This is a genomic window from Lewinella sp. JB7, from assembly GCF_024297185.1.
GTDB lineage: Bacteria > Bacteroidota > Bacteroidia > Chitinophagales > Saprospiraceae > Neolewinella.
In genome coordinates, this window is the sequence record NZ_JANCTD010000002.1 from 268,437 (window position 1) to 282,125 (window position 13,689).

The window sequence follows — 13,689 nt, forward strand, 5'->3', positions numbered from 1 at the left end:
CGGATGCTGGTTTCTTGGCACGGAATCGGTTGGAGGCTAGTCGTAAGCGATTCCACCCTTATCCCGCGTAGTTGTTTTGGTTAAAGGTATACATTCCGGTAAGGTATCGCCTCCCGGTCGGTATTCCCCCCGCGGAGCGCCGGCAGGCAAAGCGAAAATAGCGCACTTGGCGGCGGCGCGCGGGTGCGGTGCCAACCAAGTACGACCGACATACCAGTCGTTCACTACGCGAGTTCGGGAACCGGGAAAGTTCTACCTACCGGAGCGCAGCAGCGTGATCGTGGCCCCCTCCCACAGCTTTACTAGCGGCTCGATAATCGACTTGATCGCCAGTAACTGGCCACCGGTAGGTCGGATCCCATGCTCATCCGTGTCTAAATGTTGGAACCCCGGTGCCTCGGCGATCCCGAGCCCCAAATCGATGGTCGCAATGCCTCCGAGCAGTAAACTGATGTGGTTTATCCCCCGGTCGAGGGCATTACGCACCTGAAGACCCGTACCGTAGGTACGGGTTAGCAGGGGATTGCGCTTGTCAGGTCGCAGCAGCACTAATCCGCTATCCTGAACTGCTCCGATTCCCCACAGAAGATAGCCGGTACGAAATTCCAAAAGTGATAGCATACGGACTATTAGATTCAACAGAACTGTAGATTTTCAGCGATCGGAATCGACTTAACCAGCATAGCGGTGGCCGCATCGAAAGCACGGGGCTGGAGCCGAAACATAATGGTCGATGAATGAATCGTATATCCAACATTTGCGCGGGCGGGAAGCGTCTGCCGGATAGTTGTTCATATGTGGTAGCCCCGGAACCGTCAGAAGAAATGATCATCGTGTGGGCGGCGGACCTTGCCCCCGCGGCCATTCACGCCGCGGTATCCCGCAAAAACCATCCGTATTTATGAATCCTTTTTCCCCTTCAGCCCCGACCGGAAAAAGCCGCTTGTTGCGTATGGTCAACCTACTGCTCGTCGGCCTGCTGCTCGTATCCTCCTGTTTGGTGGCCCAGGCGGAGGAGAATACATCTCGGGGGCGAATCTGTTTTGCCCTCTATACGGTCCACGAGAACACGCTGAAGCTGACGGCGCAATTTTATCCGATTCAGAACTACGAGCCCTTTTCCGCCAGCCTGCAGCTGCTGGAAGACGGCGCGTGGCGTACGGTACAGGATGCACGCATCACCTATCCGGGGTACACCGCCCACTTCCGGATCGAGGATTGGGATGACACCCGGGAGAAGAATTACCGCGTTGCCTACGCCGAGCGGGATTACTACACGGGCACCGTACGCAAAAACCCCGTAGACCGCGAAGAAGTCGTAGTAGCCGCTTTTTCGTGCTGGTCGAACGTGATCGAGCACGGGGGCCAGCTGCCGATGAACGATATCGTCGATAATATGGAACGCCTGCAGCCCGACCTACTCTTTTTTGCCGGCGATCAGGTGTACGACCATAGCAATCACCTGGACAACTGGCTGGCCTTCGGTGAGGCCTTTGGAGATATTATCCGAAACACCCCTACGATCACCATCCCGGACGACCACGACATCGGTCAGGGCAACCTCTGGGGCGACGGCGGCAGGCGCAGCGAAGACCGCAACGGGCAGTCCGGCGGTTACTACATGCCGGTGGAATACATCCGGGAAGTGGAGCGCGCACAGACAAGCCACTTGCCCGACCCCTACGACCCCACACCGGTCCAGCGGGGCATCGGCGTATACTACACCAGCTTGACGTGGGGCGGAATCAGCTTCGCCATCGTGGAGGACCGCAAGTTCAAGTCGGGTCCGCAACGGGTGCTGACCGGGAAACCGTACCGGGACACCCGGGAGATGGATGTGCCGGAAGCGCAACTACTCGGACGGCGCCAACTGGATTTCCTCGAGCACTGGACCACCGACTGGAAAGACGCCGAAATGAAGGCGGTCCTCTCAGCGACTATTTTCGCGAACTTACCTACCCATACCCCCACGCTGGAAAAAAGGAGTGCGTTCAGTTACGATTCCAACGGCTGGCCACAGTCCGGCAGAAACAGGGCGCTTTCTATTATTCGCAAAAGCTTTGCCTGCATGATCGCCGGCGACCAACACCTGGGCTCCGTCATCCGCCACGGCATCACGGACTGGAACGATGCGGGCTACTCCTTTGCCGTACCGGCGGTGGCCAACTTCTGGATGCGCTATTGGCTGCCGGATGAACCCGGTCGGCACCGGCAGGCGGGAGCCCGGGAGTACACCGGCGAGTACGAAGACGGCTTTCACAATAAAATAACGGTGCACGCGGTGGCCAATCCCAGCGACACCAACAACACCGTAGGGGAGGACCCCCTCCACGGCCGGGCGGCCGGCTACGGCGTCATTCGTTTCAGCAAAGGGGCGCGGGAGATCACTTACGAATGCTGGCCGCGCGCCGTAGACATGTTCGCCCCCGGCAGCCGTCCGTACCCGGGCTGGCCGGTGACCTTTAGCCAGACTGACAACTACGAGATCCCCGCCGGTTACGAACTGCCCACCCTCCAATTTACGGAGCCGGAAGAGGTGGTGACCATTCAGGATGAACACACGGGCGAGGTGATTTCCTCCCTGCGCATCAGGGACACGTCCTGGCAGGCCCGGGTACCCCAGCCGGGCACCTACCGGGCCGCGGTAGGCGAGGGCGAAACGCTCCGGTACGTGTACGGCCTGCGGGCGGAACGGGAAAACACGCAAACCATCACCGTACGCTAATGAGAAAGTCCTCCAGTCACGCCCGTATCCTTACCGCAATGTTCACGCTTCTCATTGCTCCCACCCAGGTCAAGCAAAACAAATAATTGCGTATTGCTTTAACGGTGGCGGCGCGCAGGAGCAAAGTTCCTCAATTCAACTGCCGGAACCGGCCCGGCGGCATCCCCACCTTTTTCTTGAACAGCGTTCCGAACGACTGCGGGTGCTCGAAGCCCAGATCGTAGGCAATGGCACTGACCGGCTCGTCGGTCGCCAGCAGGGCGCTCTTTGCCCGCTCGATCAGGTGGTAATGGATGTGCTCCTGGGTGTTCTTGCCCGTTTCCTTCTTCAGCAGGTCGCTGAGGTAGTTGGGGGAAAGATTGACGTGCTCGGCGCAGAACTTTACCGTGGGGATGCCGTGGCGCAGTGCCTTGTCGGAACTGAAGTAGTCCAGCAGCAGGGCCTCCACCCGCTCCACCACGTCGCCCTGGTGGGGGTTGCGCGTGTAAAATTGCCGGTCGTAGAAGCGGTTGCAGTATTGCAGCAGCAGTTCGAGGTTCGTGACGATAACCGTCTGGCTGTGCTGATCGATGTTTGCCGGCACTCGTCTTCGATGGCTTCGATGCAGCGGGTGATCTTCGCTTTCTCCCGCTCGGAAAGGTGCAGTGCTTCGTGGAAGGCGTAGGAGAAAAATCCGTAGGACTTGATCTTCGTCCCCAGGTCCGATCTGCGGAGCAGATCGGGGTGAAAATAGAGTGCCCAACCATCTGCACTAACCGTGGTAGGCTGGTGGGTGGCCTGAAAGGCTTGTCCCGGCGCGGTGAAGACGAGCGATCCCTCGGCAAAGTCGTAGTACTGCCGACCGTAGTGCAGGTGGCAGTCTGCGAACTTCAGGGAAATCATGTAAAAATCCCAGACGTACCGTTGATTGAAGAGCTTCTTCGACAGAATAACGTCCTTGGTATGGACCAGGGAGATGGTGGGGTGTAGGGGTTTACAGAGACCGAGCATCTCGTGGAGGTCCGTGATGGAGTTGATCTTGTTAATATCGGTCATGGTAGGGGAATTACTTAACCTGCATTAGCTGTTCGTGATACTCGATCACCCGTGCATTAGCGTTGCTGTCGATCAGCATCGTCACGGCCATCAACGCGATGGTCGTAATACCGATGGCCCGCCAAAGAGGAGCGTTAACGAAGACCGTCAGTAAAGCCGCGACGACAATAATTACCGGAACGATTGTGAATATCGCCAATTCATATTCCCCCATGACCTTTTCCGTGCGGGCTACCTCCGTCCGGACAAAGGCAGTAGGGTTGGCCTCATACTCGGCGGGGAAGTTGGCCACCCGGCCCCGGTTGGTGAAAAAGAGACCCAGCCCGGCGGCCAACAACAGGGTCGCCGCCACCAAAATGGGGAAAATGTAAGCCCTGGCAATCTCCGTTTTACCAAGTTGCCAGAAGCCGATCCCGGCGGCCACTAAGACCAGCCCGAAAACAATGAAGAAAACGGAAGAAAAGACTTCGGCGCGCGCCCAGTCAACGGCGGTTTTCAGGATGTCCATGCTATTCAGGGAGTTACGGTTACTGTAGTGAGGTTCCATTTACGATTCGTGGCCCGTTCGCTCACGTCCCACAATTAAGTGGCCACCTTCCAGTCCTGAACGTGGGACTCCGGCGTAACTCTCCAATGGGGCCGCTCACGTCATCATTACTTTGGTTGCGCATGATGACCTCGGCGCCCTTCTGCAAGAGAATTTTAGCCGCTTCGAAACCGGTGATGATTACTTTCATGATAGCTTAATTGAATTGTTTCCACCACTGCACGGTAGGATAAGCGTCCGAGTGGATGGTGATAACTTCCCCGATCCGGGGGGTGGAGATCGCTACGCCGAGGTCCGCGGCCCGCTGCCTGAACCGCTCCACGGGCTCCGTCCAGGGATGGTTAGCCAGGGAAAAGGCTCCCCAGTGAATGGGCATGATGGTCTTTGCCCTGACGTCGATGCCCGCCTGCACGCTTTCTTCCGGACTCATGTGCACGTCGGCCCACTTCACGTCGTACTGTCCGCACTCGATCATGCCAAAATCAAAGGGACCATACGTTTCGCCGATCTCCCGGAAGTACTTGCTGTAGCCGCCGTCGCCACTGAAGAACAGCTTTTGCCGCTCCCCCAGCAGGCACCACGAGCCCCAGAGGGTAGTGTTCTGGTCGGTCAGGCCCCGGCCCGAACTGTGGCGGGCGGGCGTAAGGGCGAGCGTGATGCTTCCTAAATGAGTTTCCTCCCACCAGTCGAGCTCTTCGATGCGGTCTTCGGCCACGCCCCAGGCGCGGAAGTGATTGCCCACCCCCAGGGGAACGATCACCCGCCCTACCCTATCCTTCAGTTGCCGCACGGTTGCGTAGTCGAGGTGATCGTAGTGGTCGTGGGAGATCAGCACGGCGTCGACCCGCGGCAGCTCACCCAGTTCGAAGGGCATCGCGTCGTTAAAGCGCTTTCTGCCCAGCATCGCGTGCGGAGCCGCGTAGTCGCTGAAGACCGGATCGATGAGGATGACCTGTCCGTCCATCTCGATCAGGAAGGAGGAGTGTCCGAGCCATACGACCCGGGTAATTTCGACATCGTTGCTACCGATCCGGGCGGGATCGAGGCGTACCACCCTGATGTTTTCGGCCGGCCGTATACGGTTATCCGGAAAGACCATTTGCCTGAGGATGGCGGTGACTTTGCTGGCCGTCATGTCCATATCGATCACCTCCTCGTTCACGAATCTGCCCGCCTCGAAGTGGCCAGATTGGGCGAAGTCGCGCTCCTGGGTCGCGGATAGTTTGCCGCCGAACTGTGGGCTCATATACATAAACAGAATAATTACAACGACCCCAATAGCCGTGGCAGCCGCCACGGAGTAGCCAAGCTTTTGGGGGGGTGACCCGGTAGATAGTTGCATACCGCAAAGGTGGGTCAGGCAGTTCCGCATCTATGTAAGCGTTTTACGGTTGTTCCGCGGCGTATTACGGATGGTGGCGGGGCTGGGCTCAACCAACGGAAGCGGTACTTCCGATGCAGGCGTCCCGATGCGCGCAGAAGGTGGGGGTGGCGGCGCGCGGGTGCCGTGTCTGTAGGGAGAAGCAACACTAATGTCCGATCCGAAGTCGGAACCGCTTTAGTCGGGCAGGCCTTCAGGCCATCAGCATTTCCCTTCCTGACTGCAACACGGTCCTTACCCCAGCGTGCGCAGCGACCAGCCGGAGAAATACACGATCAAAAATACGATCAGGACCACCCCGTGGTACCACCGGCGCTTGATCAGGATGAGGCTCCCGAAGAACGCCAGCATGACCACGTTCCAGACGGTGTGGGTAAGCATATTCCACACATCTCCGTCAGCGATGAGGTGCGTAATTGCCCGCGATACGAAGATGGATAAGAAGTACACCGTGAACAGGCCCCAGAGGTAGACGCTGTTAGCCGCGTAGAATTCCTTCAGGCTTATCCCCTCCTCGGGTACGTCGTCGGGCAGGGCGGCGGCATTGATGAGGAAGAGCAGGATCAACTGCACGGCGAACGGTAGAAAGCCCGCCAGGGTGTAGTAAAACGTGGCGTCCTGTTCGCCGGAGAACATCCACCAGATGTCCAGTACCGCCAGCAGGGCGATGAAGGCCGATAGCAGGGTCAGCCAGTCCCAACTCACGCGGTGCCGCGCCCGCAGCAAGCGGTTGAAACTTACCGCCAAATCAGCAATGGCCAAACCGACGAGTACGGAGACCAGGGGCAGGATATATTCGAAGGGGGTCATACGGTAAGGTAACCGCTACGGGACCGAGCGGAGGCTAAGCGGATGGTTTTGCCAGAAAGTCGGTAAGTTCGGAGGGCTCCGCCCGGTTGCGGTAATCCGCGTCCAGAAAGGCGTACGCGATCTTCCCGTCTTCGTTGATGATGTAGGTCGCGGCTAACGGGAGCTCGTCGGAGTTATCCCCGTTATATTGGTGGAGACCGAATCCTTCGTCGTATAGCCTGGCCACCTCATCCGTTAGCTTGAATACGATCCCGTACGCCCTGGCGACCTTGTTACCGACGTCGCTAAGCACCTCGAATTTCAGGTCGTGCTTTTCCGCGGTGCTCATCGACTTGTCGGGCAGTTCCGGCGTCAGCACGATCAGGTTTGCCCCCTCGGCTTTAAAATTGGGCAGCTCCTGCTGAAGCCGGCGCAAGGTCATGTTGCAGTACGGACACCAGCCACCCCGGTACCAGGTCAGAACGACGCGCCCCTTCTTCAGGTATTCACTCAACGATACGGGCTTTCCCACCGCGTTGGTCAGGGTGAAGTCGGGAGCCTGTTCTCCCACCTGTCTCGCCTTGCCGACTACTCCATCGCGCTCGACGGATGCGATCCCTTCCTGGTAGGCTTTCTTCTTGCCGTCACTGGCCGTTGAATTAAAACTGGCCTTCTTTTCCTCCAATTGCGCCTTCAGGGAGGCTGGTTTACTATGTATCATTTTATGGTTTTTTGGGGTTTGATTAATTGTCGGGTTTCCCGACGATTGGGTATAGCGGAACAGCTTACTGCTGTCATAAGGTTAGGCTAAATGCTATGGGCGTCGGAGAAATCTACCGTTGCCCTGCTGTTCTCTACCGTTCGGAAATTAGGTCCTGCAGGGTAGCAATCGGATCGGAACGTCATCCTGTCGACCCTCCCCGGTGGATGGTAGATCACGAGCATCATTCATGAACTATACCGAGTCTTGGGGGTCACTTTAGGGAAAAGGGTTCCTACAGGCGGGACCCTTATCTTCAAACAGCGAACCCGCGGCATCTCCTATACTCGGGTTACTGCTTATAGGCCGAAAGACCGGCACGAACATATTCAAGCAAGAACGGATGAACAAACTATTGCCCATACTAGCGCTACCCCTACTCGTAAGCTGCGATGCCAGCAAGCCGGGAAGGCAAGGCGGAACCGAAGGTCAGACGGCCGAAGCCGATATCGTCGAGGCGAATGCGCCGGACATTCAGTCGCCGGAGCCCATAATCTACCTCGCCGACAACCTGGATGAACAAGACCGGTTAGGGTACTGCATCGACACGGGCGGAAGAGGCTTCGGGGATTCTTTACACGTCCACTCCTGCAAGCCCACCGGTGAGGATGTGTTGTTCTACTACGACGAAGAAACCCAACAGATTAGATCCGCCACCTACCCGGGTTTCTCGGCGGCAACCGTCGGCGGACCCAGCATAGGCATGAAGATAAGCCTCGTCGAAAGCGACCCCGCATCCTCCGAACAAAAATTTATCTACGATAAAGCAAGCGGAGAATTTAGACCGAGAGACAACACGGAACTCTGTCTCGCCGCCGGATCCGAAAGCGACGATGCCGGACCCTATATGTCCAGGACATTGACCTTACAACCGAGCGAAAGCACGGATAAGAAGCTGAAAACCTGGATCATTAAGGGGTCGAAACCCGCGAACACTGATTAGCGGGTCGATGCGGGCCGGCCCTAATCCAGCAGTACCACATCGGATTCAACGAACAGCTCGCTACTTACCGACAGGCCGATGATGCACCTTCTGGAAAATTCCGTAGCTGATCTTGCATTTGCAATGCACTTCAACGAAGTAGCCAACTTCAATCAGTTTTTCAGGCGCCATGCCGGAATGACGCCTACTCAATTTCGTACTGGCTCGAAGCAGTAGGTTTATCGCAGGTATTTCTAGTACGCTTACATCGGGTCGGAATGTGCCATTGCTCTATTGGCGAACTTTGCGCCTGCGTCCCCGCACAAATATTCCCTAGAGTTCTCCATCCAGACACTCATGATCCTCAGCCGACAAACGTTCCGGTACGACAACAAGACCATTATTGAGAAAGCGGTGATCCGTCCGCCGTTCAAGCACGAAAGAATCGCCCAGGATGAAGGGTGCTTCCTGTACATGAAGGAGGCCACGGCCAGGTTGTTGTCCGCGACGGAGATCGTAGCGCTCGAGCCTCGGGAAGCCGTTCTGCTAAAGTGTGACACCTACTTCCTGGATTTTATCCAGCGGTCGGACGAGCAGACCGTGGAGGTCATCGCGATCCACCTCTACCCGGAAATCCTGAAAAAGATCTACACTAACGAACTGCCGACCCTCATCGAGCAGCAGCGGACCGGTAACGGAACCCAACACCTCGCCGACGAGATCGTGATCGCTAAATTCGTGGAGTCGCTGGAGTTTTACTTCGAGCATCCCACGCTGGTGAACAACGACTTACTGGAGCTGAAGATCAGGGAACTCGTGTTGCTGCTCATCCAGACCAAAAACGTCGCCTCCGTAGTGGCCCTCATCAACGATCTGTATTCAACCCCGACCGTGGAGCTGCGAGAAGTAGTCGAGCTGCACCGGTACTCCAATTTGTCCGTCGACGAGCTTGCCGCGCTTTGCCACATGAGCCCGTCCACCTTCAAGCGGGAGTTCAAAAAGGAGTACGATAGCAGTCCCGCTAAGTACATCAGTGGTCAAAAGCTGAAAAAGGCCCGGGAACTGCTGTCCTTGTCCGACCTGCCGATCAGCGATATTGCCTACGAGGTCGGCTTCAACGATCCCCTATACTTTACCCGGCTCTTCAAGCGGAGGGAAGGCGTATCGCCCAGTGCCTACCGCAGTCGGATGACGGGTTGACCCGATCGTCCATACGCCTGAACCGATCGTCCATCGACCCCGCCCGGGGCGTAGCTAATTTTGTCGGTATAGGAGGGTGAGCATTGGCGTGTTGCCGGTGCGGTTCCTCCCAACCATCAATATCAGTTATGCATAATTTTCAAGTTCATACCGTCGATTCCGCACCCGCGGCCAGTAAACCCCTGCTCGAGGATTCGCTTAAAGCGTTCGGCTACATTCCTAATTTGCACGGTACCCTGGCCGAATCCCCCAAACTGCTGGAGGCCTACAAGACCCTGCACGAGCTCTTCGCCGGCTCCTCCTTCGATAAGGACGAGCTGACCGTAGTCTGGCAAACGATCAACGTGGAGCACGAATGTCACTACTGCGTGCCCGCCCATACCGCCATCGCCAAGAGCATGAAGGTGGATGACGCTATCACGGACGCCCTCCGGAACCGGCTACCCCTGCCGACCGCGAAACTTCAGGCGCTGCATACCCTTACGCTTGCCATTGTCCGCAACCGCGGTCGCTTATCCCCGGACGAGCTCGCCGCGTTTTACGCTGCGGGTTACGAGAAACGCCACGTGCTGGAGATCATCCTGGGACTGTCGCAGAAGGTAATTAGCAACTATACGAATCACATCGCAGAAACCCCGGTGGACAAGCCGTTCGCAAAGTTTGCGTGGCAACCCGAAGGACTGCCCGCTTAGCGGTCTCTCCCCCACCGCACCCGCGCGCCGCCGCACGCGTGGTGTAAGCTAAAAAGAAGAACCCCCGCACGGACAAATTCCTGGTGGGGGTTCTTTTTTGTTCCCGACTGCCATCTTAGCGACTCTATCTAGTGAGTGGCGCACTGTTTTGGCCGTAATTGCTTCGACTAGGTATATACAGTGGAAAGGCCATCTACAAAACGTTGGGATGCTGAGTCGTTCCGGAGAACGATCACGGTTTTGGTCTTACCGATATTGTGCAGCTTGCTTAGGATACCTGATCTTCTGCGAAGATTATAGGTAACGACATAGTGGTAGAAGTCAGCATCAAAGCGTTCGGGACATCCCGGCGGCATGTCGGGTCTGACCCGTCCGTAGTACCGGAGGATGCGCTTGGTGATGCGCCAGAGGCAGGTCACGGTACGGTAATCCAGGTAGATAATGGTATCCGCTTTCTCCGTCTCCCGCCAGTCGGCCTTCCAGAATTATTGGTCTAGGTGAATCACTTCCAGCCCCGTGATGTCACCGAGTCTGCGGGCGAGGGTGGACTTCCCTGCACCGCAGCATCCGATAATGAGTACACGCTGCATGGTCATAGGCAGTAAGATAACTAACCGCAACTGGATACTCCTTATACGGGACGCGTCGGAAAGTGCGCAGAATTAGATAATGGGTTTCTAAGTGATATTATATTTTATAAACAGAAAATTTTGGATGAGTAATATGTCACATCCCTCATTAGCCTTCCATGCAAGGACAACATGACCTCCATTTATGGAAGCGTTCCCAAGGAAATTATCGGGATCACACAGGCTTGGCTGACTGTCGCCGGATCGCCCGCCACAAAAAAGAGCACTGTCCCGAATGACGTAGCCACGGTAAGTCTGGTTCGGTAAGTTTCACGCGCCAACTACTGCTGCTGAGTAATGTTACTCCCCGCCTGCAACACTACCCCACCCTCACTGACCTCAAAGCAGGCTTTCGACTTCTGCAGTCCGTAGCGGACACCGTCCCGGACGATAAAGTTCCGGTACAGGCTGCCGTTCTCGCGCCAGGCTTGCTGCAGGCCTTCCAGCCGGTCGTCGTGGTAGGTGTAGGCCTCGGCCGGGTCGCCGTTGGCGTACCAGGTGAGCTGCAATCCTTCTTTCTTCTGCGCCTCGTAGGTGTAGGCAAACTTTAGCGTTCCGCTCGCTTCCCAGTAGCCGAAGTGCGTTCCGGTAGACAGGCCGTCGCGGTAGGTACGGACTTCGTAGGGCCTTCCGCTGGCGTAAAAACTGCGGTAGACACCGTCGAGACGCCCCTCACGCACGGTGCTGTACGTTGCGATGTCGTAGCCCTTCAGCACCCGGTGGACCACCCCGGTAAACGGCTCGCCGTCGTACCGGTAAATACCGTTAACGTAAATCGTACGGCTGTCCGCAAAATCCACCGTATCCACCCGGACCGTTGCGGTATCCCCGGCGACAACATACGGCCGCGTACCGGACGTCACGATCCCTCCGAATACGAGTAATAGCAGGCAGGCAAAAAGCTGAACGGTCAGACTGTCCATCAGGGTTTTCGGTTTTGGGTGGTGCTACTGCGTAAAGGTGCCTTTCGTCCCGTGGTAGGCACCGGACTTGATCACGTACAGGCCGGAGGTGGAGTACATCTCGTTGCTGACGTGGTAGTGGTAGATCGAATCGGGGAAGTCCGCGGTGACCCCGATGTGCCCGCCGTTGGTATCCAGGTCCTCCGGATAGGTGCCGTCCGTATCCTTGCGGCCGTACACGGGAAATCCGTCGCGGAGGAAACCGATCAGCTTGGCATCGTCCGTAGTGAGGTAGTCGCCCTCGCAGTGGTAGTGGTAGTCTTCCCGCGGCCCGGGGTGGGCACCGGCGGCGTCGAAGGTGCTCCAGGCGTTTTCCGCCAGCAGACCGCCGCCCTCGTAGTCGTTGTAGATCGGCACTCCGTTGAGGGCCATGCCGACAGGACCGAGTTCAGTTTGCTCTTTACTTGCGGCTTCGGCGGGATGGGCGGGGATGGTCATCACGTAGTTGAAGCCGATCATCGTCGTGTTCATATTCGCGTGATTGGTGCCGGGAAAGTCCTCGTACATTTCGTGGCCCTCCCCCCAGTAGGGAGTCTTGTGGTCGGGCAATCCGGTGCTGCTGATGGAGATGTTCTCTCCGTCGACCTGTACGCTCACCCCGTCGGTATAGGCGTTCCCGAAACTGGCCTGCACCACCGCGGTGATGTCGACGTCGCCCGATGGGATCTCGCTAAAGTCTTGGGTGCCATCCTCTTTGCAGGCCCCCACGCTCAGGAGCGTGAGAAAAAGGATCAGGTGTATCGTGTGTTTCACTTTTCGAGTTTTGGGTTAGGATGGATTTAGCCCTTTGACTCATAACTCCTCCGCATCCTTCGGCGCGTTCCGCATTTTTTTGCTTTGGGCGCGGACGCGGGTGCAATGCATATCCCAATGAGCTACGCTCGGATACATTACCCGGGGCCCAGGGGGCATTATCCGGTACGGGGGTACTAGCGTAGTGCGCATAAGCTGCCGTTGGTGAATCACTGCTCCCGCGGTCCCGCCCGACGTGTTATTGGCTAAGCCAGAAGGAAGCGCATCGGTGCCTGGGTCCTTACCTTGAGCCGATGAAGGTGTTCCTCTTTATTTGTCTGACCGCTCTAGTGGTAAGCTGTGAAAACGCGCCCGTGCGGCCGGACGTAGCGCCCGCAACGATGCCGCGCGAAACCCGTCCGACGGTCAGTTTTACCTTCGACGACGGGAGCACCCGCCCCATCCTGGACTACCCGGCGGAGGAGTGGAATAAGATGATCCTGCGGAGCCTTGATTCAGCGGAAATCAAGTCAATCCTCTTTGCGACCGGCAGGGATAATAACAACGCCCGGGGAAGGGCGCTCCTCGACTCCTGGGCAAGCCGGGGTCACCTCATCGGTAACCACACCTACACCCACCCCTACCTGAACGACGAGCAGTTGTCGGTCCACGATTTTACCCGGGAGTTGCTACGTACCGATTCCCTGATCGCCGAATCTCCCGGGTACGTGAAGCTGTTTCGCTTCCCCTACCTAAAGGAAGGCGGAGATTCCAGTAGGGTCACGGCCTTTCGCGAAGTGCTCGAAGCGCATGGTTATAAAAACGGCTACGTAAGCATCGATGCATCGGACTGGTACGTCAACGATAAGTTGATTGCGCTAATGAAGCGCGACCCGACAGATACCGTCGCGATCAATCGCTACCGGGAGTACTATTTGGACCACATACTGGACCGCGCGACCTTCTACGATAGCCTGGCTTTCGAGCTGACGGGTAGGCGTATTCCTCACACCCTGTTGCTCCACCACAACCTTACCTCGGCCCTGTTTCTGGACGATCTGATCGAACGCTTCAGACAGAACGACTGGGTCCTGACCGATGCAGCCACCGCCTTCCAAGATAGTATTTACCGCACTGTAGTTCCCGCACCGGCGGCTGGAGAAAGCATAGTGTACGCCCTGGCTAAGGCAAGCGGTAACTATACCGGTTTACTGCGCTACCCCGCGGAGGACAGTCGCTACGAAATACCGTTAATGCGGCGGTATGGGCTAATTGACGCAGCGGAGGAGTAGTTAAGGCCGCACGAACGTTCGCC

At 57.1% G+C, this 13,689-nt stretch carries 14 protein-coding genes; 6 read left to right on the top strand and 8 right to left on the bottom strand.

Annotated elements, in window-relative coordinates:
* Positions 1 to 252: 252 nt before the first annotated feature.
* Positions 253 to 621, bottom strand: a complete 369-nt coding sequence (locus tag NMA52_RS04665; protein WP_254826483.1) for a glycerate kinase — start codon at positions 619 to 621, stop codon at positions 253 to 255.
* Positions 622 to 901: 280 nt separating this feature from the next.
* On the opposite strand from NMA52_RS04665, the gene NMA52_RS04670 reads away from it, so the two are divergent.
* Positions 902 to 2,725: an alkaline phosphatase D family protein gene (locus tag NMA52_RS04670; RefSeq protein ID WP_254826484.1), complete on the top strand. Its 1,824-nt coding sequence runs from the start codon at positions 902 to 904 to the stop codon at positions 2,723 to 2,725.
* Between the two features lie 130 nt (positions 2,726 to 2,855).
* Here NMA52_RS04670 and NMA52_RS04675 read toward each other — a convergent pair whose 3' ends face one another.
* The 5 genes from NMA52_RS04675 to NMA52_RS04695 form a co-directional block, all read right to left on the bottom strand.
* Positions 2,856 to 3,308, bottom strand: coding sequence for a helix-turn-helix domain-containing protein (locus NMA52_RS04675; RefSeq protein WP_254826485.1), 453 nt, complete (start codon positions 3,306 to 3,308; stop codon positions 2,856 to 2,858).
* A 462-nt stretch (positions 3,309 to 3,770) separates the two neighbouring features.
* Positions 3,771 to 4,268, bottom strand: a complete 498-nt coding sequence (locus NMA52_RS04680) for a hypothetical protein (RefSeq protein WP_254826486.1) — start codon at positions 4,266 to 4,268, stop codon at positions 3,771 to 3,773.
* Positions 4,269 to 4,503: 235 nt separating this feature from the next.
* Positions 4,504 to 5,553, bottom strand: coding sequence for an MBL fold metallo-hydrolase (locus NMA52_RS04685; RefSeq protein ID WP_254826487.1), 1,050 nt, complete (start codon positions 5,551 to 5,553; stop codon positions 4,504 to 4,506).
* Positions 5,554 to 5,922: 369 nt separating this feature from the next.
* The gene (locus tag NMA52_RS04690; RefSeq protein WP_254826488.1) at positions 5,923 to 6,498 is read right to left on the bottom strand and encodes a hypothetical protein; all 576 of its coding nucleotides are present in this window, start codon (positions 6,496 to 6,498) and stop codon (positions 5,923 to 5,925) included.
* 34 nt (positions 6,499 to 6,532) lie between these two features.
* Positions 6,533 to 7,198, bottom strand: coding sequence for a peroxiredoxin-like family protein (locus NMA52_RS04695; protein ID WP_254826489.1), 666 nt, complete (start codon positions 7,196 to 7,198; stop codon positions 6,533 to 6,535).
* A 382-nt stretch (positions 7,199 to 7,580) separates the two neighbouring features.
* Here NMA52_RS04695 and NMA52_RS04700 point away from each other — a divergent pair, with 382 nt between their 5' ends.
* From NMA52_RS04700 to NMA52_RS04710, 4 genes are all read left to right on the top strand, one after another.
* On the top strand, positions 7,581 to 8,180 hold the full coding sequence (locus NMA52_RS04700) for an RICIN domain-containing protein (RefSeq protein WP_254826490.1): 600 nt from the start codon (positions 7,581 to 7,583) through the stop codon (positions 8,178 to 8,180).
* An 81-nt stretch (positions 8,181 to 8,261) separates the two neighbouring features.
* Complete coding sequence (locus NMA52_RS19075; protein ID WP_371930943.1) at positions 8,262 to 8,396, top strand: helix-turn-helix domain-containing protein; 135 nt, start codon at positions 8,262 to 8,264, stop codon at positions 8,394 to 8,396.
* Positions 8,397 to 8,516: 120 nt separating this feature from the next.
* Complete coding sequence (locus NMA52_RS04705) at positions 8,517 to 9,359, top strand: helix-turn-helix domain-containing protein (protein WP_254826491.1); 843 nt, start codon at positions 8,517 to 8,519, stop codon at positions 9,357 to 9,359.
* A 128-nt stretch (positions 9,360 to 9,487) separates the two neighbouring features.
* Entirely contained in the window at positions 9,488 to 10,051 is a 564-nt protein-coding gene (locus NMA52_RS04710; RefSeq protein ID WP_254826492.1) for a carboxymuconolactone decarboxylase family protein, read from the top strand.
* Positions 10,052 to 10,961: 910 nt separating this feature from the next.
* Here NMA52_RS04710 and NMA52_RS04715 read toward each other — a convergent pair.
* Positions 10,962 to 11,603: a toxin-antitoxin system YwqK family antitoxin gene (locus NMA52_RS04715; protein ID WP_254826493.1), complete on the bottom strand. Its 642-nt coding sequence runs from the start codon at positions 11,601 to 11,603 to the stop codon at positions 10,962 to 10,964.
* Between the two features lie 24 nt (positions 11,604 to 11,627).
* Positions 11,628 to 12,395: a YHYH protein gene (locus tag NMA52_RS19080; RefSeq protein ID WP_254826494.1), complete on the bottom strand. Its 768-nt coding sequence runs from the start codon at positions 12,393 to 12,395 to the stop codon at positions 11,628 to 11,630.
* A gap of 293 nt (positions 12,396 to 12,688) precedes the next feature.
* Here NMA52_RS19080 and NMA52_RS04725 point away from each other — a divergent pair, with 293 nt between their 5' ends.
* Positions 12,689 to 13,666, top strand: coding sequence for a polysaccharide deacetylase family protein (locus NMA52_RS04725; protein ID WP_254826495.1), 978 nt, complete (start codon positions 12,689 to 12,691; stop codon positions 13,664 to 13,666).
* Positions 13,667 to 13,689 lie beyond the last annotated feature (23 nt).

Excerpts from the sequence above, each read along its gene's own strand:
- NMA52_RS04665 (WP_254826483.1), bottom strand. The coding sequence starts at position 621 with ATGCTATCACTTTTGGAATTTCGTACCGGCTATCTTCTGTGGGGAATC.
- NMA52_RS04670 (WP_254826484.1), top strand. The coding sequence starts at position 902 with ATGAATCCTTTTTCCCCTTCAGCCCCGACCGGAAAAAGCCGCTTGTTG.
- NMA52_RS04680 (WP_254826486.1), bottom strand. The coding sequence starts at position 4,268 with ATGGACATCCTGAAAACCGCCGTTGACTGGGCGCGCGCCGAAGTCTTT.
- NMA52_RS04685 (WP_254826487.1), bottom strand. The coding sequence starts at position 5,553 with ATGAGCCCACAGTTCGGCGGCAAACTATCCGCGACCCAGGAGCGCGAC.
- NMA52_RS04690 (WP_254826488.1), bottom strand. The coding sequence starts at position 6,498 with ATGACCCCCTTCGAATATATCCTGCCCCTGGTCTCCGTACTCGTCGGT.
- NMA52_RS04695 (WP_254826489.1), bottom strand. The coding sequence starts at position 7,198 with ATGATACATAGTAAACCAGCCTCCCTGAAGGCGCAATTGGAGGAAAAG.
- NMA52_RS04700 (WP_254826490.1), top strand. The coding sequence starts at position 7,581 with ATGAACAAACTATTGCCCATACTAGCGCTACCCCTACTCGTAAGCTGC.
- NMA52_RS19075 (WP_371930943.1), top strand. The coding sequence starts at position 8,262 with ATGCACCTTCTGGAAAATTCCGTAGCTGATCTTGCATTTGCAATGCAC.
- NMA52_RS04705 (WP_254826491.1), top strand. The coding sequence starts at position 8,517 with ATGATCCTCAGCCGACAAACGTTCCGGTACGACAACAAGACCATTATT.
- NMA52_RS04710 (WP_254826492.1), top strand. The coding sequence starts at position 9,488 with ATGCATAATTTTCAAGTTCATACCGTCGATTCCGCACCCGCGGCCAGT.
- NMA52_RS04715 (WP_254826493.1), bottom strand. The coding sequence starts at position 11,603 with ATGGACAGTCTGACCGTTCAGCTTTTTGCCTGCCTGCTATTACTCGTA.
- NMA52_RS04725 (WP_254826495.1), top strand. The coding sequence starts at position 12,689 with ATGAAGGTGTTCCTCTTTATTTGTCTGACCGCTCTAGTGGTAAGCTGT.